At 49.1% G+C, this 23,378-nt stretch carries 25 protein-coding genes and 1 pseudogene; 8 read left to right on the plus strand and 18 right to left on the minus strand.

Translation table 11 applies throughout. From position 1 onward, the window contains the following. Positions 1–290: 290 nt before the first annotated feature. Positions 291–1,568, plus strand: a complete 1,278-nt coding sequence (locus C1752_RS07805; RefSeq protein ID WP_110985508.1) for an MSMEG_0569 family flavin-dependent oxidoreductase — start codon at positions 291–293, stop codon at positions 1,566–1,568. Positions 1,569–1,604: 36 nt separating this feature from the next. Here the strand turns inward: C1752_RS07805 and C1752_RS28355 are convergent, their stop codons facing one another. Both C1752_RS28355 and C1752_RS29225 read right to left on the minus strand, forming a co-directional pair. After that, positions 1,605–1,742, minus strand: a complete 138-nt coding sequence (locus C1752_RS28355) for a hypothetical protein (protein ID WP_233501445.1) — start codon at positions 1,740–1,742, stop codon at positions 1,605–1,607. Next, positions 1,729–1,938 (minus strand): hypothetical protein, encoded by a 210-nt coding sequence (locus C1752_RS29225; protein ID WP_146242294.1) that lies wholly within the window; start codon positions 1,936–1,938, stop codon positions 1,729–1,731. The genes C1752_RS28355 and C1752_RS29225 overlap by 14 nt, the downstream gene beginning before the upstream one ends. Before the next feature lie 339 nt (positions 1,939–2,277). Here C1752_RS29225 and C1752_RS07810 point away from each other — a divergent pair, with 339 nt between their 5' ends. Beyond that, positions 2,278–3,597 carry a hypothetical protein gene (locus C1752_RS07810; RefSeq protein WP_146242295.1) on the plus strand — a complete coding sequence of 440 codons (1,320 nt, stop codon included), beginning with the start codon at positions 2,278–2,280 and terminating at the stop codon, positions 3,595–3,597. A gap of 361 nt (positions 3,598–3,958) precedes the next feature. On the opposite strand, the gene C1752_RS07815 is transcribed toward C1752_RS07810, so the two are convergent. Continuing rightward, positions 3,959–4,429, minus strand: coding sequence for a hypothetical protein (locus tag C1752_RS07815; RefSeq protein WP_146242296.1), 471 nt, complete (start codon positions 4,427–4,429; stop codon positions 3,959–3,961). Positions 4,430–4,699: 270 nt separating this feature from the next. Continuing rightward, positions 4,700–6,598, minus strand: a complete 1,899-nt coding sequence (locus tag C1752_RS07820) for a M48 family metallopeptidase (protein WP_110985511.1) — start codon at positions 6,596–6,598, stop codon at positions 4,700–4,702. 163 nt (positions 6,599–6,761) lie between these two features. Here C1752_RS07820 and C1752_RS07825 point away from each other — a divergent pair, with 163 nt between their 5' ends. After that, positions 6,762–7,973: an SRPBCC family protein gene (locus C1752_RS07825; RefSeq protein ID WP_110985512.1), complete on the plus strand. Its 1,212-nt coding sequence runs from the start codon at positions 6,762–6,764 to the stop codon at positions 7,971–7,973. Between the two features lie 2 nt (positions 7,974–7,975). Here C1752_RS07825 and C1752_RS07830 read toward each other — a convergent pair whose 3' ends face one another. The 4 genes from C1752_RS07830 to C1752_RS07845 all read right to left on the minus strand — a co-directional run bounded on the left by C1752_RS07830 (position 7,976) and on the right by C1752_RS07845 (position 12,320). Then, positions 7,976–8,758 carry an MBL fold metallo-hydrolase gene (locus C1752_RS07830; protein ID WP_110985513.1) on the minus strand — a complete coding sequence of 261 codons (783 nt, stop codon included), beginning with the start codon at positions 8,756–8,758 and terminating at the stop codon, positions 7,976–7,978. A gap of 12 nt (positions 8,759–8,770) precedes the next feature. After that, entirely contained in the window at positions 8,771–10,384 is a 1,614-nt protein-coding gene (locus tag C1752_RS07835; protein WP_110985514.1) for a CmpA/NrtA family ABC transporter substrate-binding protein, read from the minus strand. Positions 10,385–10,514: 130 nt separating this feature from the next. Then, positions 10,515–11,042: a hypothetical protein gene (locus C1752_RS07840; RefSeq protein ID WP_110985515.1), complete on the minus strand. Its 528-nt coding sequence runs from the start codon at positions 11,040–11,042 to the stop codon at positions 10,515–10,517. Positions 11,043–11,159: 117 nt separating this feature from the next. Further along, positions 11,160–12,320 (minus strand): GIY-YIG nuclease family protein, encoded by a 1,161-nt coding sequence (locus C1752_RS07845; protein ID WP_110985516.1) that lies wholly within the window; start codon positions 12,318–12,320, stop codon positions 11,160–11,162. Positions 12,321–12,546: 226 nt separating this feature from the next. Between C1752_RS07845 and C1752_RS07850 the strand changes: the two are divergent. Next, positions 12,547–13,585: pseudogene (locus C1752_RS07850) on the plus strand (Fic family protein). Between the two features lie 22 nt (positions 13,586–13,607). On the opposite strand, the gene C1752_RS28360 reads toward C1752_RS07850, so the two are convergent. From C1752_RS28360 to C1752_RS07865, 4 genes are all read right to left on the minus strand, one after another. Further along, positions 13,608–13,769: a hypothetical protein gene (locus tag C1752_RS28360; RefSeq protein WP_158535039.1), complete on the minus strand. Its 162-nt coding sequence runs from the start codon at positions 13,767–13,769 to the stop codon at positions 13,608–13,610. A 21-nt stretch (positions 13,770–13,790) separates the two neighbouring features. Continuing rightward, positions 13,791–14,159, minus strand: a complete 369-nt coding sequence (locus tag C1752_RS07855) for a HepT-like ribonuclease domain-containing protein (protein ID WP_110985517.1) — start codon at positions 14,157–14,159, stop codon at positions 13,791–13,793. After that, the gene (locus C1752_RS07860) at positions 14,146–14,490 is read right to left on the minus strand and encodes a nucleotidyltransferase family protein (RefSeq protein WP_110985518.1); all 345 of its coding nucleotides are present in this window, start codon (positions 14,488–14,490) and stop codon (positions 14,146–14,148) included. The genes C1752_RS07855 and C1752_RS07860 overlap by 14 nt, the downstream gene beginning before the upstream one ends. A 234-nt stretch (positions 14,491–14,724) precedes the next feature. Further along, on the minus strand, positions 14,725–15,924 hold the full coding sequence (locus C1752_RS07865; RefSeq protein WP_110985519.1) for an acyltransferase: 1,200 nt from the start codon (positions 15,922–15,924) through the stop codon (positions 14,725–14,727). Between the two features lie 328 nt (positions 15,925–16,252). Between C1752_RS07865 and C1752_RS07870 the strand changes: the two genes are divergently transcribed. Further along, the gene (locus C1752_RS07870) at positions 16,253–17,299 is read left to right on the plus strand and encodes an acetamidase/formamidase family protein (protein WP_110985520.1); all 1,047 of its coding nucleotides are present in this window, start codon (positions 16,253–16,255) and stop codon (positions 17,297–17,299) included. 178 nt (positions 17,300–17,477) lie between these two features. Beyond that, complete coding sequence (locus C1752_RS07875; protein ID WP_110985521.1) at positions 17,478–18,362, plus strand: cell division protein SepF; 885 nt, start codon at positions 17,478–17,480, stop codon at positions 18,360–18,362. Between the two features lie 185 nt (positions 18,363–18,547). Here the strand turns inward: C1752_RS07875 and C1752_RS07880 are convergent, their stop codons facing one another. The 3 genes from C1752_RS07880 to C1752_RS07890 all read right to left on the minus strand — a co-directional run bounded on the left by C1752_RS07880 (position 18,548) and on the right by C1752_RS07890 (position 21,149). Next, positions 18,548–19,789, minus strand: a complete 1,242-nt coding sequence (locus C1752_RS07880; protein ID WP_233501449.1) for an acyl-CoA dehydrogenase family protein — start codon at positions 19,787–19,789, stop codon at positions 18,548–18,550. Positions 19,790–19,962: 173 nt separating this feature from the next. Next, a complete protein-coding gene (locus C1752_RS07885) occupies positions 19,963–20,484 on the minus strand; it encodes an OsmC family protein (RefSeq protein ID WP_110985522.1) in 522 nt (173 codons plus the stop codon). A 74-nt stretch (positions 20,485–20,558) separates the two neighbouring features. Then, complete coding sequence (locus tag C1752_RS07890; protein WP_110985523.1) at positions 20,559–21,149, minus strand: TetR/AcrR family transcriptional regulator; 591 nt, start codon at positions 21,147–21,149, stop codon at positions 20,559–20,561. A gap of 153 nt (positions 21,150–21,302) precedes the next feature. On the opposite strand from C1752_RS07890, the gene C1752_RS07895 reads away from it, so the two are divergent. Then, a complete protein-coding gene (locus C1752_RS07895; protein WP_110985524.1) occupies positions 21,303–21,554 on the plus strand; it encodes a type II toxin-antitoxin system Phd/YefM family antitoxin in 252 nt (83 codons plus the stop codon). 6 nt (positions 21,555–21,560) lie between these two features. Continuing rightward, positions 21,561–21,827, plus strand: coding sequence for a Txe/YoeB family addiction module toxin (locus C1752_RS07900; RefSeq protein ID WP_110985525.1), 267 nt, complete (start codon positions 21,561–21,563; stop codon positions 21,825–21,827). 31 nt (positions 21,828–21,858) lie between these two features. Here C1752_RS07900 and C1752_RS07905 read toward each other — a convergent pair whose 3' ends face one another. The 3 genes from C1752_RS07905 to nthA are packed head-to-tail and all read right to left on the minus strand — an operon-like array spanning position 21,859 to position 23,367. Continuing rightward, complete coding sequence (locus tag C1752_RS07905; RefSeq protein ID WP_110985526.1) at positions 21,859–22,326, minus strand: nuclear transport factor 2 family protein; 468 nt, start codon at positions 22,324–22,326, stop codon at positions 21,859–21,861. Between the two features lie 50 nt (positions 22,327–22,376). Then, on the minus strand, positions 22,377–22,739 hold the full coding sequence (locus C1752_RS07910; protein ID WP_110985527.1) for a nitrile hydratase accessory protein: 363 nt from the start codon (positions 22,737–22,739) through the stop codon (positions 22,377–22,379). Between the two features lies 1 nt (position 22,740). After that, on the minus strand, positions 22,741–23,367 hold the full coding sequence (gene nthA / locus C1752_RS07915; RefSeq protein ID WP_110985528.1) for a nitrile hydratase subunit alpha: 627 nt from the start codon (positions 23,365–23,367) through the stop codon (positions 22,741–22,743). Positions 23,368–23,378 lie beyond the last annotated feature (11 nt).

Below are 23,378 nucleotides of genomic sequence, written 5' to 3' on the forward strand. Positions count from 1 at the left end.
GTAATAAATGACCCTGCATACTGCACTCAGATATTACGAAATATCCCATCAGTCTCGATACTAGATAGCGATAGAAAACCCGATCTATCGTTCGATAGATTTTGCTCTGAGGCGGCAACTATCGAAATCGACAGAGGAATTTGCAATGCAGCTTGGCTAAAGAGCCTAGGGTGGGTCGTGGCTGTCTTAAACGCCAGACCTGACCTTTTTGTCTGATCGAATACAAAGCAGCAAATTTTTGGATTCTATGGTTCTGAATAGAAGGCGTTGTTTAGCAAAGGTGGCGACAGATGCGATCGCATTATCCGGTCATTATTATTGGCGGGGGTCAAGCCGGACTCTCCATGAGCTACTGTCTCCGAGAACGGGGCATCGATCACATCATCTTTGAAAAACACCGCATTGCCCATTCCTGGCGCTCGAAGCGGTGGGATTCCTTTTGTTTGGTGACACCCAACTGGCAGTGTACGCTTCCTGGCTTTCCCTATCCGGGCGACGATACGCACGGCTTCATGCAAAAAGATGAAATCGTGCAGTACGTCGAAGAGTACGCCCGTTCGTTTAATGCGCCGGTCCAGGAAGGGGTAGCAGTCTCGAAGGTCAGCCAGCATGACGATCGGTATGCCGTAATTACCTCAATGGGAGACTTCACCGCTGATCAGGTGGTGATCGCCACGGGCGGCTACCATCAGCCTAAAATCCCGCGCATCAGTGAGCGCCTGCCTGAAGAGGTGCTACAGATCCATTCTTCTGAATACAAGAACCCGCAATCGTTACCGGATCGGGCGGTGTTGGTGGTGGGGACCGGACAGTCCGGCTGTCAAATTGCAGAAGATTTGCACCTCGCGGGCAAGCAGGTTCATTTGTGCGTGGGCGGTGCGCCGCGCTCTCCGCGAACCTATCGTGGCAGAGATGTGGTGGATTGGCTTGATCAAATGGGGTATTACGATCTGCCCATTGATGAACATCCGCAAGGGGAAACGGTGCGCTCTAAAACCAATCACTACGTGACGGGGCGTGGCGGTGGTCGAGAGATTGATCTGCGGCAGTTTGCCCTAGAAGGGATGCAGCTCCACGGCAAGCTAAAGCAGATTCAGGAGGGACTGCTGACGTTTCAAGATGACCTCAAGCACAATCTTGATCAGGCTGATGGCGTTGCGGAAAGTATTAAGTGCACCATTGACGATTTTATTGCCAAAGAAAAGATTTCAGCGCCTCTAGAGCCTGACTATGAACCCGCTTGGCAACCGGAAGAGGCGTGTCTAGATCTCGACTATGTGCAGGCGAATATTGGTACCGTGATTTGGTGTACGGGCTATCACAGTGATTTTCGCTGGGTAGACATCCCGGTTTTCGACGGCAAGGGCTATCCGGGGCATGAGCGGGGGGTGACGCCTATCAATGGACTGTACTTTTTAGGCTTGCCGTGGCTCTATACCTGGGGGTCAGGTCGTTTTTCGGGTATCGCCCGAGATGCTGTACACATTGCTGACTATGTTGCATCTAAGCAGCCGTTACTGGCGTTGCGATCGCAACGCAAAATCAACGAAGTTGCGATCGGCTCTTAGGACCGTAGCGTACTTGTCCCCTACGTTGCTATTGATTTACTGTCTTGCATCCATGCCCTGGGGGCAGGTGAAGAATTGGCCGTTGAACGTGGGGTTCGGGGGAGTGCGATCGCTAGCGTCCTTTGGGATGCAGACAATCTTGGCATAGGTCTGCTGCTCTTCATTGAAGGTCACCGCTGACACAGCATCGCAGAATCCGCTCATAAATCGCCGTCCCTACTGCGCTGCTGGCTGGATCGCCACAGGCACAGCTCGGTTTTTGAGTGCTGAGAACCGCAACAATCGAGATGCTAGCGACTACGATGCCTCCTCCGACAAGGGAGCAGGCGATGGCGACGGGCTTTTTAAGTTTTGACTTATACCCATTCATTTATTAGATGACCTGGATAACGAGTGTATCCAAGAGGTTTTGTTGCAAGAAATCATGGAGAGAGAGGGGCCGATTTGGGCTGCGAATATCATCCTCAAAATGCCCAGAACTGAACCTTGCCCAAAATTGCATCTTTAACTTAGCCACAAGTTAGCCCTTCTCAGCCCTGAAGGTAGCCATCTGCAGAGTCTAATCAAATTAGTCGAGGGCAGTTGATATTGACGAGCCTGGATTTTTCATCCGGTGCCAAGTCTTGGACCCGAACGGCAAATTAACCCCAGAAGCAATGCCGATGGGGTTTGAATTATCCACAAATTGATTCTAGAGAAGGAATTTATCATGGTGACATTTCAAGATGTAGCTAACTTCGATGTGGGAAATGCCCCAGAGAACATCGCCATCGGGGATGTTAATGGAGATGGCAACTTCGATCTGGTGACTAACTTACGAAACGATGAACAACCCTTGCAAGGTGCAATGCTGCTGGCCCGTGCGATCGAAGAGGCGCGTGACATCATGTTTAGTGCACCATGGCTCCTCTATAGCCCGACCCCGCTATACGAAAAGGCGGCCGCCGAGCGACAGCTTAAGCATCAAATTTCAGCCGCCCTCGACCAGGGGTTCATCGTCCACGACCCTCTCCACCCTGAGTTTCGTAGTCTGAACCAACACAACCAGTACGGTCTGTTCAATCCCGACAACCGATATCATATCGCGACCATCTCAACGCCAGGCACCTACGTCATCCGCGGTAAGCGAGGAACCAGTGCTGACTTTCAAATCCAGGTAGGCACCGGACGCCCTGGCTTCAATGAAAACCTGACGAGCCCAATAACGTTGAGTCAGCTTTCCCTCGAAGATCTGATCGTCGATGACGATGGGAACTTCGAGATCGTGATCAGTGACACGAAAACAGGTGACAACTGGCTTAGCAACACCAAAGATGGGCTTCAAGCAACAAACATCTTGATTCGAGAGAGCTTTATGGACTGGGAGAAGGAGATGAGCGGCACCTGGTACATCGAACGCAGCGACACACGAGGCAAACCCAAGCCGTTGCCCAACCCCGAACTCGTGAACGACCAATACACGCGAGCATCCGAGTACCTTGTCGGCTCAGTCAGAGGCTGGGTCAAATTCGTCGACGGCCTTAGAGCCAACCTTGCCGTCAACAGACTGAGTCCACCAAGAGGGACTGACGCTGGTTTACCGGGACAACGGAACTCGGCGGGCCACTTTCCCATCCAGCGAGGCAAAGCAATCATCATCACCGTGCCCGACTCGAAGGCAAGGTACCAGTCAATCCAAATTGGTGACCTATGGTTCAATGGCCTGGACTATTGTCACCGCCAGACGAGTCTTACGAGGTCGCAAGCACGACAGAGCTGCGATGGTAACTACAGATTTGTAATCAGTACCGAAGACCCTGGCATTGCCAACTGGTTAGACCCAGCAGGCGCGTCGACCGCGTTTGCGTTTCTTCGATGGCAAGGGCTCCCAGAGGATTATAAGTTTCCTAAGAACCCCTCTGTAGAAGTGGTCGATTTTGACCAACTTCGCGACTGTCTCCCAAACGAGTCTTACTTCAGCCCGGAGGCTCGAGTAGAGCAGCTAGCCGCTAGGCAAGCGTCTTCGTTGACGAGCCCGCGCGGCTTCTAGCAGACGATTCGCACTATGCCTGTTCCGGTAGTTTTATCGGTCAACTGGTTGCGGGTTTCCAATACTGATACCAATTACCTAGGGAAATGACCTATATTTAATCCCAGAATTTTTGTGAAATGGTCATTCTCAAAAATGATCTAGTTCATTTTCTGTGGTAGTTGGTATTAAGCACGGCTGTTTTAGAGTCGGATGGACCTTTGTCGGGTTCCCCGTACCTCTTGAAATTCTGCTAGTCCTTTGGCAAGCGTCAGTATTAACGATTGATCCTGTTGCTGGCCAATACATGAGTACAGATGGTCAGTTCTTCCAACACTCTGGATAGAAAGTGATCAAGGCTATGGGGTACCCCTGTTCGCTGTTAGTTATAGGGGTTGACTAACTTGAGGTCATTCACACTCATTTTATTGTTTGAGATTGCTTCTGAGAGCTGTTCAGAACTACAGCCTCCAACGATTCCACCGCCAAAAAGAATGTCATCGCCATCTGTACCGTAGATCCCTTTGCTATCGGTCGGCAGCTTAATCAAGTAGTGTTTGCTTGAGAATAAAAGTAAGGCACCGGCATTGGGATATTCATATTTTCCTGGTGCTAACTGCATGATTGCTGTTGCTGCCCTTTTGCCATCAAACTGAAAGCCGGGCTTCGGCTTATTCGTGCTTTTGGCACAAAAATCATCAACATCAAGCTTTCCAACGCTTCTCTGCTTGCTACTATCAGCCTCATTTGAACGAGGTCTAGGTTCTGCCTGAACCCTCAATGTCATCCCAAAAAGGGGACTCAATACTGATACTCCGAACAAAGTCATGTATAAGATATTACAAATTTTCATGGGTCACCCTTTATCTAAGATTGCGGTTGAATTGCGTAAATCTTAAGACCGGATCAAGACCAAACGTTGGCCATTCCCAAAAGTGAAACCACATCTTGTCCAGCGCTCTAAGGCAGTAGAGGCGCTGCCTTAGAGCGCTGGGCGATCAATAGGGACTTAAATCAAGACTCTTGTGAACACTTCAGAGAGGCTCAACTGCGAGCGATAGGGCTTGGCTTGGCCGTCATAGGGGCGTTGAACGGTGGCATCAGGAACACTCTCGAAGGCGCGTTAGTGATGGTAGACCAATGCACCTGAGACTTGTTTCAGGCGTTTCCATGGCTCTCCCTGATCGAGAAAACGCAGCGTGTAGCTGCGTGAAAACGCGATCTCAGACTGGATCAGCATGCTCAGCTTGTGATCGGTTCGGTACTCTTTACCCATGCCCTGATAAGAACGTCTTGCGATCGCAAAAACGTAGTATGGATGCTCAGGAAAGCGTTCAACTACTTTGCGAACGATATACACTGACTTCACTTCTCGAAAGTCCGACAGACTCTCGACTAGCTGTCGGACTTCTGATATGGGTAGGTCGTGGGGCACAAACTGCGTTTTAGCATCAAATTCAGCCCGCTCTGTCCGCGCGGGTCGCCAGACGTTCTCATGCGCTTGCCACCGCTGCTTACAATCTTCAGCCTCAGGCCCCCGATCTTGTTTCAGATAGAAGGGATACAGTTGCTGACAGGCAGAAATCAACAGAGATGGGTCGCGATCAGCCACAAACTCTAAGTGGGGTATGCCTGCTTCATTGCCCTGTTCAGATAATAGAAATCCAACCCAGTAGCGCACAACCGTATCTTCTGGTTCCTGTTCCAAAATCGCTTGAAACAGCGGCAGTGCAGCCTGTGGATCCTGTAAAGTCCAGATCAATGAAGCCTGCTTTATCTTTTCTTCAATCGTGAGCAGGTGTTCAGATTTGTTGCTTAAGCGATTGAGACAGTCAAGCTGGCGTTGATGACAGTCGTACTTGTCCTGCCAGTTCTTAGTTTCTTCTGTCTGCCAGAGCTGATCAAGTTGCTTTGCAAAGTCGTTTGTCCGATCTCCCAGTAGAGCTGTCGCTCTTTCTGTGGGGGGATAGAGCGGCGTTTCAACGGTGTAACCCAGCGCTTCAATCCGCTCCGTAAGACAGGGGTGAGTGGATGCATTGGTGGTTTGACGCGCCAGACTCAGAGCCAGCCAGTCATGACTTTGCTCTAATGTCATTCCCCTCCGTAATTTTGCAAGGAGCTGGGAAACAAAATTGTCGGGTGGGTCGATCAGTGTCAACGTTCGTCTTTGAAAGTCAGGCCAAAATTCTTTAGTCACAAACAGACCATTAACATAGAGCCAGATCAGAGCCTCCGCTTTGTGTTGAACGCCCGTAAGGTTAGCAGCCAGTCGATCGGCTTCATATTCTTGCGATCGCGCATGAACAAAGGAATAGGCTTTGAAGTAAGGGCCGTACCAGCTAAAAAATTGATGAAATAAGAAGCCACCACTGCTATTTTTTCCAAAGCGTTCTGCCAACTCATACCAAGTGTGGCGAATCCGATAGATCCAGGCAGAGACCCGACCATCTCCCCCCCGCAAATGAGCCAGCTCGTGGGCAATCACAGCTTTGCACTGCTCTGGCGACAATGCCTGCATCAGCGGTAAGCCAATCAACAGATAGTTGGTATGCCACCCGATCAGGCCAAGCCAAGGGCGCTGCATAACGGCAGCATTGAGATCATCATCAAGAATGATTTTGTTGATACGCGGGGCTTTGAGCGCTGATGTTAGCTCATCAATCACTGCAAACAAGGCAGGTGCCAGCTTTCGGGTTAGGGTAATTCCCGGAGGAGGCTTCGCCTTGACCACAAACAGATTCACCAAACCCGCAAAAATCAGGAGGGCGACCCACTTAATCTGACCGACAAATTCATAGCTCTGGCTCTCGATTAAGAGTTGTCTCAGTCCCCATAAAGCAGCGAAGAGTAGGGAAAAAACGGTCAGGATATAACCGTAACCAAGGCAAGCGAGAAGCTTTAAGCGGCTGCGATAATAAACTGGATTGCGGCGAGCAACAACCTCTATCTTCTGCACGAGTGCATCAAAATCTTCGGGGGTTGAAATCTTTTGTTTGTGGAGCCGAGTCAACCAGCGATTCATTGTATTTTGTAAGGAGTCTTCCTAATCATGAGGGTGCCCCAACCCGTTGGACGTGGTGCAATAAGGACAAGCGATTTCATTAGTCCTAACCCTACACCATCGCAACTAGAAGGACTATTTTGGAGTATATTGCCTGCAGATCCGCAGGATAGTGAGGTGACCCATGCAACACCTAAAGCTATTTAGTCGAAGCGACCGTAAACCGACACGCGCTCGGCAGCTTCGTCTAACGGATCAGTACTGGCAGCGTCTGGGAGAACTGGCTGAGGCAAGGCAGCTCGATCGAGCGGCTTATCTGGAACATTATGTCGATGACTTGGAACAGGCAAAAGAGGAGCTAAGATACCTCGTTGCTGGGATGCAGGATATGGCAGTCCAGGATCAGGAATATATCAAAGAGCTGACAGGCGAACTCGAACAGCTCGAGTATGACAACACGAGGCTCCAGCAGCAGACTCAGCAGTTTGATACCGAGAAACCTGCCCTGCAGCAGCAGATTCAGCAGCTCAATGCAGAGAAAGCTGTATTACAGCAGCAGATTCAGCAGCTCAATGCAGAGACAACTACACTGCAGCAAAAGATTCAGCAGCTAGATGCAGAGAAAGCAGCGCAGCTCGTTCAGCAGCTTGATGTCGAGGAGGCTACGCTGCAACTGCCTGATCCTGTGGAGACGGAGCCACAAGCGGGAGCTTCACGCACAGCTTTGCTCAAGAAGTCCCTCGGCTTGTTATTGAGCCTAGCCATCCTGTTCCTCATTGGTGGGTTTACTCTGCCCAGCACTGTACATGTCGAGCGCAGTATTTACATTGATTCAACTCCGGTAGATGTTTTTCCCCTTGTGGGTGATTTAGCGGAGTGGCCGAAGTGGTCCCCTTGGGCTGAGATGGATCCTGATATGGAGATGACGGTTACCGGCTCAGGGAAGGGGCAACGATTGAAGTGGCACAGCGATGATCCGAGAGTGGGTAATGGCACTCAGGAGCTAACGATCTTTGCACCCCCTACCTATGTGAAATCCCACCTAGACTTTGGTGATCAGGGGGGCGCCGATGCGACGTTTCTGTTAGAAGCTGAGGAAGAAGGCTCTCGGGTCTCTTGGGCGCTTGATACTGATATGAGAGAGGGTGTCCCGCTCCTTAAACAACCCATCAGTACCTATTTTCAGTTTTTTATGGATGACATGATCGGGAAGGACTACGAAATCGGTCTGAGCCACCTCAAAGTCCTTGCAGAACAAGAGATCCCCCAATATAAAAACTTTTTCGAATGGGCGCCTTTACCATTGCGCCGTAATGCAGATCAAGAGCAGTCTACACCCTCTTTAGAGTCTTACATTCAAAGAGTATTGGATTGGAGCGGTGTCGCGGCGGATTAGGTCTATGACAACGATTCGCGGGCTTGCTCTGCAGGGCAGCCCGGTTTCCGTTTAGCGTCTAAATATTCTCCAATAATCTGATCATATTTGGCTTTGCCGAAGGTGCGATAGTGTCCTGGATAGACGGTCTCAACTGACAGCTTTTGCAATCGCTCATAGCTGGCAATGTAGGTCGAAATATCGCTGCAGTGCAGTCCATCTAGCAGTTCGCCGTCATAAATGACATCCCCTGAAAAGATCTCTCTGGACCGTGGATCGTACAGAGCAATACAGCCGTGGGAGTGACCAGGTAGGTGCATCACCTCAAAGGCACGGTTGCCCAAATCTAGAACATCGCCTTCATTCAAAATCTGGGTTGGCTCTGCTGCCCGCAGGGTGTACTGCGAGACGGTAAATCCTGGATAGGGGGCTTGTTCAAAGTGTTCGGGTAAAACCCAGCCCTGCCTCGGAGTGCAGAGCGCTTCATAATTATCACCATGGCATAGGGCGCTGGCTTCTGCTTGATGAATTGCCCGCCGGTTAAATTCCACCATGCCGCCTGCGTGGTCAAAATGGATGTGAGACGCTATTGCCAGCAGTGGTTTATCTATAAGAGTGGTTAGATAATGACGCAGACTGGCGACGCCTAGCCCTGTATCAATCAATAGATCTTGAGTTTGCCCTTTAATGAGCCAGAGATTGGCGCGATTCCACCAGAAGTAGTGTGGTTCTGTAATCAGATAGAGATCATCACTGATGCGCTCTGTTGTAAACCAACGGTCATTAATAGCGATGGGCGTTGACATAGGCCGCTGTGCTTAGATCCCGTACTTCTCTCTCTGATCTTCAATATAGGCGGTTGCATTGCTGGGGTCTAAGGTATCAAACTTCAGCTTCTCGATGCGGGTTGCTTCAGTCGGTGCTTCTGCCCCTAGCTCTTCTGCCAGTTCACGGGCTAAATCAGTGAGAAAAACTTCTTCGCCAATTTCGTCATATTTGGCTTGCTCTGGGGGCATGTAGTTCCAGCGGACTAGCTGGGTTGAGATCCAAGTGGCGAAGCTTTTCCAAGGATAAGGGTCAAAGTTGATTCGATCGGGGATATCTAAGGTGTTGCCCTGGCCGTCTTCAAACTTGCCGGTCATCACAGCCTCTAAAACATCGACGGGCTGATTCAGGTATTCGCGGGGTGCGATCGCATTTGCAACCTCTTTCCGGTTTTCGGCTTTATTGGCGTAGGTGGCTCCATCAATAATGGCTTTATTCAAAGCTCTAAACGAGTTGGGATGCTCATCAATCCAGGCTTGGGAGGCCGTGAAGGCGCAGCAGGGATGACCTGCCCACAGGTCTTTGGTCAATATGTGTATAAAACCGATGTCATCCTTGACGACCCGCTGGGTAAAGTTATCCGGCAGGATGAAGGCGTCGATTTGATCTGATTTCATTTTTGCGATCGCATCTGGCGGCGGCAGCACGATCAGCTTGACATCCTTATCTGGATTGACGCCTCCGGTGGCGAGGTAGTAGCGCAAAATCAGATTGTGATTGGAGTAGTCGTAGGGAATGCCAATGGTCATCCCCTTGAAGTCAGAAGGACCGTTGATTTTGCCCAGATACTTTTTGGCAACGGCTATCCCCTGACCGTTGTTGTTTTCGATGCTGGCGAGCTTAGTGGCAAAGGCAGTGGAACCCAGCCCCAGAGACATGGCGATCGGCATGGGGGCCAACATGTGGGATGCATCCAGTTCCCCCGCGATCACGGCATCGCGGACCACGGACCATCCGGCATATTTTCTCAAGGTCACGTTGAGGCCATATTTTTCATAGAAGCCCAAGGGCTTGGACATAATGATCGGGCTGGCACAGGTGATCGGCAAGAAGGCAATGCTCAGGTCTGTTTTTTCGAGTGCGCCCGTGATGGGTTTGTCTGCTTCTGTCTCGGCGGAATCGGGCTGATTGCTGCAGTTGGCGAGGGAGACGAGGGCGGCACCGACGGCGATATTGCGTAAGAACTTGCGCCGCGTGAACCCGCCAGAGCGTTGGGCATCGGTGAAAAACTCTCCAGATTTGGGACCAAAGGCGGCTGCAAAAGCTTCATCGAGTCCACCTGCGAGTTGAATGAGTTCGTTGACAAGCCGCTCTCGTTTGGGGCTGCCTTGGGAGGCCATTTTCACGAACAGTGCCGTTCGCATTTCGGCTTGGGTAATGGTGTTTGCGACTTCAAGGGCCTCGGGCCTGTAGTAGCGCATCTTGATCAGGTCATCGATCAATTCAGACGGCTGCTGGGGCATATCGGCCATGTACTTCCAATGATCTTGCGAGGGATGGAAGCCACCACAGAATTGGCACTGAATGTCTAGCTCTGCCAACTCTCCTCGCTGCACTGAGAGCTGCTCCCAAGAGGACTTGGATGAGATCGATGAGACTTGGAGCATGACGGTTTGGCCCTGCTAAGAGATAGATTTTCTTCTCTCAATTAGAACGCTCATTCTAATCAGATTTTGTACTCACGGATACGATTCACCCGATGTACCTCATAGGGCAATTCTTGAGAGAGCAAGCTTTTTATTGTGATTTAACATTCCCTAAGCACGGTGGCGGCTCTAGGCCAAGAGCTTGTTCCAGAGTCCAACCTAAGAACTTACGCTTTGAGAAAGTGCCTTTTTTTACCCCAAAGTGTGTGGCTGCTGCTGCATGGCTAGGAAAGTCGATACCATTAATCCGACAAGGTTTTAGAGAACTTTTCTTATCTAGAGGTACTTTTCTTGTCAAGCGATCTTTGGCTTGATGATAGGTCAGATTATATTTTGGGGCTAAGGCGACTGCCGCAGCATGTCTGCTTTTGTATCTAATTCCTTGATACTCAAAAGATTTTCCGCTACTTGGTCCTTTCGGCTTGGTTACGGCCTCTTCTGGTGTCATACCTTGATTATTAATACGGTATTTGAGAGTGCTTGTACCTAGCCCAAAGGCTTCTGCAAGTGCCTTTATAGACGGATATTCTTTACCAAATGCGGTTTGAACTTTTCCGTGAACACGCTCAACCTTTGATTGGACGCTTACCCATTCAACGTTATCTACTTGCCATGGCAACCTGTCATCAATTCGAATGATATGGTGTGCTGACTTTTCGTATTGGCCGATATCTTCAAACCATTGATCATAATCTTTCCACTCATCACAGATTTCTCCAGGACTTGTGTACCTATTTCACATTGATTTCCAACGTCGCCAAATACCTGTTCCTGCCATCTGGTGATCGGAATGAGTTCTTGCGGGTTCAGTCAACTCCTTATAACTGCGGATCCCTTTTCCATAGCGTTTGATAATTACATGTTGAGCGACTCCAGACTCTTCATAGAGTTCTTCGGCTAATCCTGCAATACCAATAAATTTTCGTTCCCCTATATAAATGATTTTTCCCCTGCGTCGAGCTGTCTCAGCACCTGCCACCGAGTTATATCCCTTCGGTGTCAAAGTATCCGAATTCTTAATCCAGTATGATTCTCTAGAACCCAATAGTGTTTCATGAATATTGTTCTCTAAGACCTCTAGACGAAATGATTCACTACCATATTTCCGAATTGCCTTGTGAAAAATTGTATTACTTCCCTCCTTAGCACTTTGTTGATGACCATTCCATCTCTTTTGGGCAGAGAAATATGTCCGACCAACATAAGACAATCCTGTTTTTGTACAGTTTATTTTATAAATTAGACCTTTTGAGGAGGGAGGGGCAAAATATTCCGGCCATATGTCAATCTTTTGGCTTATATAGCTATCACCTTTACTCCGGTTCTTGAAAGTTCCATATTCTTCTTCCAGACCAACTAATTTTAAAAATAGCTTCAAAGACGGGAATGTCGAGCCTGTATGTTCAGAGAACTGCTGCCCTGTGTAAGTAAATGGCTTCGAGTTCCCTGCCGGGTATTTTTCTCTGTATTCTTGAATATCAAGATTCAATGCATCGATTATCTGAATATCCTTTAAAGGAATACTAAATCTTTTTTCAAGCTTCCTCAGCCGTTGTTGGAAACGCTTATAGCTGCCACTATTTTCGTCTCTACAGGCATTGTACAGTTCTTGACGCTGCCACTTCCTGCCTTTGAATTGTATGTATGAACGTCTAGTTCCGTACTTTAATCGGTAATCACTCACACTCATGAAGAGAGCATCATGTAAGCGTTCATGTGGTATCTCAGTCGCAACTTTATGATATTTTCTGCAATATCCAAAAATCCTGCTTCCGACCTGTGAATTTGATGCTGTAGCACTGACTTCCCGACACAAATCCTTAATGGTTTGATATGTTTTTCCTAAGTAGATAACAGTTGTTCCTTGTCTTTGCGCTGTCTTTTTTAGCTCTTCCATCTAGTTATAATAAATAAGGAATAACTCACATAAATATCTAATAAGTATTCCCACTCTTAGACTGGAATTAGCTTTTCTATTACTTGAACGTCTGTAAATATTGAAGATCTGAAATGATTAGAGATACAAGTCCAGCCGATTCTTACAATTTCTATCTCGAGTATCAAAACCGTTGGAGTCTAAAGGACAAGTGCCTAATTGGGTGTAAATGGGTGTATAAATGGGTATGTTCCCCACCGCCTCATTGCAAATCACCCAGGAAATACTCCTCCTGATCGCCGAGATCGATGAATTCAAAGGAGCTTGGCGTGCCCTAGGTTCCCTTGCACCAGAACGACTATCAGCCCTCCGGCGAGTTGCCACCATCGAAAGCATTGGCTCCTCAACTCGTATCGAAGGCAGCAAGCTCTCAGACAGAGACGTTGAGCAGCTTCTATTCAGCCTAGAAGTCAACCCGCGATCAGCAGGAAGTCGCAGGCTATGCCGAGGTCATGGAAACAGTCTTCACGTCAGGGTCAGCCATTGCGATCACAGAGAATCACATCAAACAGCTTCATCGTGACCTCCTGCGCCACAGCAATAAAGACGATTGGCATCGAGGCAATTACAAGACCTCATCGAATAGCGTCGCCGCCTTTGACGCAGACGGAAACCCAGTCGGCATTGTATTCGAGACCGCCACCCCATTTGACACGCCCCGTCTCATGGCTGAACTCGTGGCCTGGTTCAACGAAACGACCCAAGAAAAGACACTTCATCCTCTGCTTACCATCGGCATTTTTGCAGTCGTATTTTTAGAAATTCATCCCTTTCAAGATGGTAACGGTCGCCTGAGCCGGGTCTTAACCACTCTGCTACTGCTTCAGGCAGGCTATACCTATGTCCCATACAGCTCTCTTGAAAGCGTCATTGAACAAAACAAAGAAGGTTATTCTCTTGCGCTACGCCAAACGCAAGGGACAATCCGCACCAATATCCCTGACTGGACACCTTGGCTGTTATTTTTCCTAAAGGCTCTGCAGCACCAAATGCTGCGGCTCCGCACAAAAGTCGAACGGGAGAAATTACTGCTGGCAAAGCTCCCCAAGCTATCAGTACAAATTCTGGACCATGCCCGCAATCATGGCCGCATCACAATTGGCGATGCTGTGACCTTAACGGGAGCAAACCGAAATACTCTAAAGCAACACTTTCAGAACCTACAGAAGCGCGGCCTACTTGTACTGCATGGTAGTGGACGCGGTGCATGGTACAGCCTTGCATAGCTCAGGGATCAGTACTCAACCGCTACGCAAACTCCTGATGAGCTTGCTTAACTTTGCTCATAGTGACTGGGAGAGGAAGGTTCTCCTCCATCGCCGCCAGCAGAAACTCACGAGCGAATTCAGGATCCTTCAAATCCTCAGCTAAACCGATATTCCAATCTCGACTACGTTCTTGTTGAAACATCATTTCCGTTGCCAACAAAAATCATTCTGATGCATTATCTGGCTCTTCACTCGGTGGCAACAAAATCTCTAATTTTTCCAAGATCTCGGGCAGATCCGCAGCCAACACCGACCAAATCCGCTCAGCCCGAATTTGGTCATAGCGATGAGCAATTACATTGCGTAACCCAATTATTCCAGCCCAATCCACCCCAGGATGAGCTTGCTGAGATTCAGATGATAGACGGCGAGCGGCCTCACCTAATATTTCTAGCTGTCGCTCTACAGCACTCTGAATCAGTTCACTATCGAGATACGCTTCAGAGGAGACTCCAGTTGTAAATGCTTGAATGCGCTGTATTGCTTGCACCATATCCCAAATAGAGGCGGCATCACGGTCATCGAGAGGCATAAATCACCTTATGAGTCCGCATGATTTCAGCTCGACGGTAGGGATTTGTAAGCTGTTCCTTCTCGGCTACATCTACCTGACGCCCAAAGAGTCTCTCTAGCTCATCCTTCATACGGACCCAATCTAAAAGGCTCCAGGAGTCTCCAGAGGCGAAGCACACTAAAATATCCACGTCACTATCGGCCCGGAAATCGTTCCGCAGCACTGAACCGAACAGAGATAGTTCTGAAATCATCCAGCGATCGCAAAATCCTGCCAGCACCGACTCAGAAATCTGCAAGCGCTCCCAAATCAACTGATTTAGATCCGCAGAACTTGCCTGAATTGCCATCTCACATCCTCAAGGCTCCACTCAGATCATGACACGGTAAATGCGAGACAGCCAGAAAACGTTTTCTCACACTCTGCTCAAACTCCAAAGCCTAATTCTCTTGGGTGACAGTCGCGATAGAGCTGCGAAAATCGTGGAAGCTGAAGGTAGGGGGATGCGATCGCACAAACATACAACGTATGGGGAGAACTGCCTGCCAGTGACGATATGAGACCTAACGCCCAAGCAACGATACTACTGATGGGCAACTGTTACAGTCACACCACCATCATTCGGGAGTAGCAACGCGACCCGTGCTGCAGGAACCAGAGGGACCAGTGAAATTGGTTGGCCCTTTCCAAAATCTAGCTCTCCTAACGGAATCCGCGACAGATTGGTCACCAGCAGTCCTGCGGTTGGATCAGAGACGTGTAGATGCGACATTTTCTCCATTCCATAGGTTTCGCGATAGGCTTCCAGGGAGGCTAGTGCTTGCTCAATATCAGTTGTCCTTTGTCCTAAAATCATTGCGTTCAATCGCTGAGCAATTTCTGCTAGGGATAGACTATACATCTCTGCCAGCGTCAACTGACAGGTCGCACCTCTAATAGCATTGCCGAAATAGTTCAGCGGAATAACCTTGCGATAGATTCTGCGGAAATCAACGGCACAGTTGAGCGTCAGTACTGTCGCAGGATCAGCCTCAGGGTGCCACCGCTGACTATATTGTTTCCATAGATAGGCACACAGAACTGCGTTATCGGAGAATTTTCCAGGCAGACAGCTCTCTTTCAAAGCAGTGAGTGACGAGTGAGAAATAGGAAAAGATTCCCACGCAATTGCATCTATGTCAGGAAACTGGCGTTCTCCTTTGATGAATAACCCTGTGTTCTGACTAAACGCGGTATCGAAATCACGATCATCAAGCCCTGCGTCCTTGTTGTTGGATACTGAAAGCAGCCTATCGCGCTCATGATTAGGAATTCGATAGGTTTCTCCTCGACATGCTTTTGCCCAGGATGATAAAAAGTAAAAGAAGCTATAGCCGTCTACCAGGCAGTGAGCCATATTGACTACCAGTGCGGATCCGTTGTGATACTGGTGCAGGCAAAATCGAGCCAGAGGTTTATCGGCTTCGGCCTTAACTTCTAAAGAGTATGCCGCCAATTCAGAGGGCAAAGTTGCGATCGCAATTCTCTCATCGCTAGAATGCTCCACAACTTCTAGCTTGGTAGGCTCTGAACAGGGTTGAATATAGGCTCTATTGTGCTTAAAGACCAATTGACCGCTTACAGGATAGAAATGAGTGAGAGTCTTCTGCAGTGACTCGCTCAATGACTTCGCAGACAAGATATGGTCATAAAAAATGACGAACTGAATGGAATAGGGATTGCGACCCGTGAACGGATAGTCAGGGGGAGCCAATGGGATGGAAAATGTCGGTTGTTGACTCATGAAGCTCCGTGTGGACAAAGGACATGCACTCTACTATTCACCATGATTGTGTAGGAGGGTTTGTGTCAATCAGCTTCAGCAGACGCTCCCGATGAGATCAAACAGGTTTTGTTGCCCTTCACGAGACTCAATCGACATGAATCAGCACAGCCCCAAAAATACGGAATCTTCCGCTGCTGAGAAAGGCCCGTGCTCAAACTTACATCCTCGGTATTTATCGCACCAGTCAAGATGTGCACACCTAGCATCTGATGGACCGGCAGGGTCTCTCCGTCATCATTCCTTCGGTCTTTTACGTGATCCCGAAGCCGTTAAGTCAGAGATCCTGATGGCGGCTGATTCTATTCGAGACGCAGGACATTTCCATATTCTGAAGGCAACCCCTCAAAGTTGCTTCTGGGGGTTCTTCGACCGCGACTTGCCCTCTGTTCTAACCATCGATTCAGGAGATATTGTCTATGTAGAAGCCCTGACCCATCGGGCTGGAGATGCGCCCGATGTGATGATGGATGAGGGAATCGCAGCAGTTTACAGTCAAATTACCGATCGGGGGCCGGGTGGTCACCTGATGACAGGTCCGATCAAAGTCAACGGAGCGCAGTCAGGCGATACCTTAATGGTCCGGGTTTTGAAGACAGAGCCTCGCCTTCCCTATGGCAGTAATCTTGCGGCTCGTTGGGGCTATCTCTACGATGCCTTTAAAAAAGAGCGAATTACCATTTATAAGCTTGATCTCAATGCAGGATTAGCGTATCCAGAATTTGGTTTTGATCTGCAGGGCGATGCGCTGTGCAACAAGCCCGGGCTGATTTACCCCCCTGATTCCGCTCGTCAACCGTTCCAGGCCAAGGTTGCTGTCCCCATGCGCCCTCACTTTGGCGTCATGGGTGTTGCACCGGCTGCAAGGGGTCGAGTGAGTAGTGTTCCACCCGGGGCTTTCGGAGGAAATATTGATAACTGGCGTTTAGGTGCAGGTGCCACTATGTACTATCCCATTTGCAATGAAGGAGCCAACTTTTTCGTTGGCGATCCTCACATGGCCCAAGGCGATGCAGAGCTTTCTGGAACCGCTATTGAGGCTTCTATGAATGCTTATTTGCAGATTTTTGTGATTCATGACTTCCCCATTTCCAATCCAATTCTAGAAACAGATGCTTATTGGATTACCCACGGTTTCGATGAGGATTTGAATCACGCCATGCGGCAGTCAGCAGAAGAAATGCTGGATTTTTTGGTCAATAAGCGCGGGATTAGTGCTGATGAAGCTTATTCACTCATGTCAGTGGCGGTAGATTTTGGGATTACGCAGGTTGTCGATACCAAGCGAGGCTGTCATGCAGCGTTGCCAAAAGACCTATTTACAATGGACCTGTAAAGTTAGTTTTCAGTCATGCTCCCAAGTATTCTAAAGATGGTGGCCTGCTGTGTCTGCCCATCTTGCACCGAAGGTTCTGGGGCTGAAAATATCAAAAAAGTTTTCTGGCAGATAGTTTTTTCTTTAAAAAGCTTTTACACTCTTGGTAGTTTGGGATTTCTCGCTTGGGTCAGGACCTATGGAAGAGACCGGCTTGCCCTTATTGGGACAACTGATTTACACCAGCTTTGAGCAAGAGGGATTTAAACTTCTTGCGAGTGAACAAGTTCCCACACAAATTCAACAATTTTTTCACTGTCATATCGTTGACCGGCATTGGGACTCATTAGAGCCTCCTCCTCCCGAACATCGGGCCGTTTACTTATATCAGACAACATTGGCTGATTGTTTGTTTGGCTGGTTCTATAACGATGCGATGGACGAATTCGGGCGTAACGTTCCGTATTTCATCTGCTATTACTACTCAGGGCAGCAGCACTCTGTCCCGTTGGACAAAATCTTTTCATGTTTGCACAAAGGACCAGTGGCTTGGTTGGATAGAAAGTATGTTCCAGCTTCTTTGGACCCGATCATCGTTCCCAGTCCACTGAGTTATCAACCGGTTCGAAAGGGAGTTGAAATTCCTGTTAACGTACGTCTACAGTGTGACCTTTCACTGCAGCAAAAGCATTTGCTCAACATCAGTACTTCGGCCTTCGCTCATCAGGGTTCTACGCCGCTTCAGGTGAATACAAACTCTACTCGTTCTCACACTCCTATTCTGAGGGAGACTAAACCTACCACTTACAATTCGCATATCGTGATTGTTGAAGTCCAAGGCTGGATTGAGGCGATTCAAGCAATACAAGCGTTGAAGCAATGCAAAACTGTAATACTCAAGCTGCATCGGCTGGAGCCTATGTTTGTGCAACGGATAACAGATTTTGTTCGGGGTGGAATCTTTAGCATTGATGGTCGCGCTGAGTGGCTCAATGACCAAACGTTATTATTGCTGCCAAAGGCAGTAGCAAACAATCTCAGTACACATAATAACTCAGGGTATATGCATCGCTCGGCAAGTTAACAGGCTATGCTAAATTGCACGGCAAAGCTCTGCAAAGGTGCACTATTTCTACCGCCTGATTATTCTTGAGAGGTAAGCGGATGCTCATGCTGCAGACAGGCGAGAATGCCGCGAACGGGGGCACGGCTCGAAGGTAGCGTTCTCGTCAGGAAACGATTTCTCCTACTCTTTAAAAAAGATAGCGCTCAACCTTCTTTAGTTAAGGCATAAAGCATTTTCTTCAACTGTTTAATTGCAGGCGTCACGATCGCAACAAAGTAAGCTTCTCGCAACCGACGCTCTTCAGGACTGCCATGTACATAGGCTCGCGCACCCGCATGGAGCATTGCTGCATTGGCTGCCTTCACCGACATCTCACCCGCCGTCAGTCTGGCTTGCACTACGTCCCGCATTAATGATTTTGAGATTGGACCATCTAGCTGATCTAGCTCTTCGCCTAACCCATAGGCGTGCTGCCGCGCTGCCGTTAATTCCGCCTCTAGATCGCTGGGCTGATCATCTAGAAAGCAGTTGACATGACCTAGCCGCCGTTGATATCGCTGCATGAGCTGGATGCAGCCCGCTACTAGGCCCAGGCCCATCCCTACCTGAGTCAAAATAAAGCCTGGACGGATCTGCTCAATGTAATTTTCGCAAGGGTCTGCTAACAGATAGTTTTCAGGCACAAAGGCATCACGAAAGACGCAGGCAAACGTTCCTGTCCCTTCCAAGGCGATGAACTGCCCACATCTCCGCAGCGAAACGCCTTCCATCTCATCGGAGACAATTGCCATTAGAGAACTGTCATCCGTGGCGTGTTGAGCGACGACTCCGAAATAATGCCCTGGCCCTAAATTAGAGACCCAGGGAAGCTGGCCGTTGAGGATGTATCCGCCCTCGACTTTGGTTGCCTTGATCGCGATCTTTTCGATGCCCGCGAAAAACTTCATTGGATTGGAGAGGCCCGTCCCAGATAGAACTTCGCCGCTGGCGACCTTGGGCAGTAGCTCTGCTTTTAGGGCTTGGTTGTGCGTGTTTTGCAGGTACCAAGTGCAGGCGACCTGACACCAAGCGATGAATCCTGTAGATAGGCAAGCCTTTGAGACTTCTTCAATAGATTGAATTGCACCCTTGAGGCTAATGCCTTCGCCACCGAATTCAGGTGCAACCGCTTGTTGAAAAGCACCAGAAGCACCGAGCTTATGCATAATCTGGTCGGGATATTCGCCCTCTAGGTCAATAGCCTGGACCTTTGGGTTTAGGTCACGCTCTACTACGCTTTGGATAGTTGCGATGGTCTCCGACCGGCCTGCCTCCGAAAGAGGAGCTTCGCTAACGGCCATTGCATCTACTGGCGCTAAGAGATCTGCGGGATATGTAGAAGTGCTAGACTCAACCGGCTTGGAATCCACCGATGAGTCAGGATTAACAGCGATATCTTGCAGCACCAGAGCACTCCTGTCTTAAACAAACAATCAATGACAATCAAAGTTGAAGCAATAACCCCAGCGGGACATATTCAAAGATCAGAGAGGAAGCTGAGGACTTAGATTCTCCCTTTCTCAAGGAAAACTTTATTCTCGTTTCCCCACTGATCAAGAGGAGCTAGGAAGATCTCTGTTTAGGCCATAGCAACAGAGATGGGCATCGGGCGGCTCAGCGTATTAGACACTGGAGACCATTCGTTCGCATGCTGAACTAGCGCATCTAATTCTTCGCGGCTAGCGTCGCCATCGATATCTACTTTGACTTCCACTGAACTGAAGCCAACCTGGGGTTTTTCTAATTCTCCCGTACCCCAAGTGCTGCTGATGTTGATTTTGCCGACCAACTCGACTTCCAGCTTTGTGAGCGAAATTCCTTTGGCGGCGGCGTTGGCTTGAATACCGACGACAAGACAGGAGCCAAACGCGCCTAAAACAATTTCAGAAGGGTTGTGGGCAGTGTTGTCACCCAGCAATCCGGGGGGTTCGTCAATCACAAACGGTTCGAGGTCTCGGGCATGGTTGAGGCTGCGCATCTTGCGATCGCAAACCGTCCTCACCGTCAGCGTCTTCTGCTCCTCTAGGTCCTCGCTATTCTTGGCAATCAGATTATCTAAATCTTGTTTATCAATCGATGCAATGGCCGTGGCTTCAGACATGAGTCATATCAAATAGAACACTCATTCTATTTGAACACAATAGCAACCTGGTGTAGGTATAAACCGGTACAAAGTCAGTTATAGAGCGCCTGCTTCAACAGTTGCCGAACGCCAGCGAAGTTACGGTGAATGCGGTCTGCATCTTGATGGAGTCGTCCCATTAACATTGCACCTTCTGTGGCAGAGAGGATTTGTTCGGCTAGATGTTGAGGGTTTATATCAAGCTGTAGCTGATCTTGAGCCTGGGTGAGCGCTTGGGCGATCGTCTGTTCCCACTGCTCAAAAATTCGGGTCAGATGCTCTCGGAAAGCGGGATCTTGCTCTACAAGATCTACGACTAAGTTCCCGAGTAGGCATCCGCCGCAGTTGGGCTGCTGGATTTGCTTCATTTCCAGCCGATGGAGCATGTCTAATAATTGCTCGATGGGGTTTGGAGAACTTGCTAAGGCAGGCTCTAAAACTTCAGATGAGAGCAGTTCCCATTCAAAATCAATCAGCGCATGGCCGAGATGATTCTTAGACCGAAAGTAGTTGTAAAAGCTGCCTGCTGAAGCTCCACTCACTTCGAATAGTTCGCTTAAGCTTGTTGCCACCAATCCCTGACGGTGAACGGTACTAATGACAGATTGAAGGATGTCTTCGCGGGTCCGCTTGAGATGTGCCATTGCTTTACCAGCATGAAAGCTCAGTATCTATGCTCCATCCTACTCGCTGTCCAACTTTCCACACCCTACATTGGGGATAAAAGCATCCTGTTGATCTGAGCTAGAATAGTGTACGAAATTCCGTACGCATTCAAGGTGCTGAAGAAAGCCAGTATGTCAGACTCTCCGATTGTATCGATTACGGAAGCTCGCCAAACCCTTTTTGGCTTGGTGGATCAAGTGAATGAATCCCATGAACCCATTACGATTACTGGTAAGCGAGGGAATGCCATTTTGGTCAGTGAAGAAGATTGGAGAGCCTTGCAAGAAACCCTCTACCTAAAGTCAATCCCAGGCGTTTGGGATTCTATTGAAGCGGGACTGCAGGAACCCGTTGAAGAATGTTCCGATGATTTGCCTTGGTAGTACTTCATGAGTTGGAAGCTTAAATATGCAAGGCAGGCCCAGAAGGACTCTTCAAAGCTTGCATCAGCGAACTTGAAAGGGAAAGCTGAAAAACTGCTCAACATTCTGACTGAGAATCCTTATCAATCTCCTCCTCCATTTGAAAAACTTAAGGGAACATCAGAGCCAGTCTATTCTCGACGGATTAATATTCAGCATCGACTGGTCTACCAAGTTTTAGAGAATGAGCAGGTCGTCAAAGTTTTACGGATGTGGACCCACTATGGCGAATAGTGTTGGCTTACTTACAACGCGACCTACTTGACTATTCAGGAGAGTCAATTAGCCCTGGATGATCCTCTGGTCGTGGACCGAGCGGCCAGTGAAACCGTCGCTCTTCTGTCTTAATGGGGCGGTCGTTAATACTCGCTTCCCGCCGCCGCATTAGACCGGCTTCATCAAACTCCCAGTTTTCGTTGCCGTAGGCGCGATACCACTGTCCCGCATCATCGTGCCATTCATACTGAAAACGCACCGCAATCCGGCTATCGCCAAAGGCCCATAGTTCCTTTACGAGGCGATAGTCTAATTCCTTTTCCCACTTGCGCTGCAAGAAGGCCCGAATCGCCTCTCGTCCCTGGAAAATCTCGGCTCGATTGCGCCAGAAACTATCTTTGCTGTAAGCCATCGAGACTTTTTCAGGATCACGATTATTCCAGGCATTTTCGGCAGCGCGAACCTTCACTTTTGCCGTTTCTAGAGTGAAGGGTGGTAAAGGAGGCTTGGTTTCCATTTTTAAGCAATCAGGTACAACGTGGGTCAAGAGAAAAAAGGACTACTGCATCATGGGGCTGGGGAGCTATCTTTGCAGTTCAAAAGCTGGGCCATCTGTGCTTCGAGTTCACCAGCTTCGAGCACGCCAGACTTGACGGCGACCTTTTCTAGGGCTGTGACCCAGCATTGATAGTAGTCCCATTCGGGGTCGTCGAGATCGTGGGTAGCTTCCCATTCGCCGATGGTTTCAATGAGGGTCTGGCGGAATTCTTCCCATTCGTAATGGCCTTGCTTAGACAGTGCGATCGCAACTCCAAACGCCATCTTCTCCCAATCGCGATCAAAATGTAGATGCCCGTCCTGTCTGGGTGGAGCCTCTTCGGGAGACCCCATCAAACTGGTGGCCGCAAAATGCTCAAACTTAGTAAACATCCTAAGCCGCCTTCACTGTGGCAACACCCATCATCGCCTCTGGCGTTAGCAAGCCTGTCAACTGCTCTTCACTCATGCCTTCGGTCCCGGCTGGACGCATGGGGAGAACCCACCAACGAATCTGAGCGCTGCTGTCCCAGACCTTGACCTGAACTGAATCATCAAGCTGGACGCCAAATTCAGATAAGACCACGCGGGGTTCTCGCACCACCCGCGCTCGAAACGTCGGATCTTTAAACCAGTAGGGCGGCAGTCCCAGCGTTGGCCAGGGATAGCAGGAGCAGAGGGTGCAGACAATCACGTTGTGGACTTCGGGGGTATTTTCGACAATCCGCATGTGTTCGCCTTCCGCACCTGACATCCCCTCGGGGAAGTCCATTCTTTCACAGGCGGCATTGCAGTCCTGGAGCAAGAGTTCTTTGAACTCTGGATCGACCCAGGCTTTAGCGACGATTTTGGCTCCGTTGAATGGTCCCATCTCGGTTTCAAAGTAGCCGAGAATATTATTGACGGTTTCGCCGGTAATGATGCCTTTTTCAATCAGCAGAGATTCGAGGGCTTTCACTTTGGCGGCGCTAACAGTTTCACGGTCAGCCCCATGCTTGAATTCTGGATAGTTGCTGGGCATGTGATTCTCCT

Source organism: Acaryochloris thomasi RCC1774, assembly GCF_003231495.1.
Taxonomy (GTDB): Bacteria; Cyanobacteriota; Cyanobacteriia; order Thermosynechococcales; family Thermosynechococcaceae; genus RCC1774.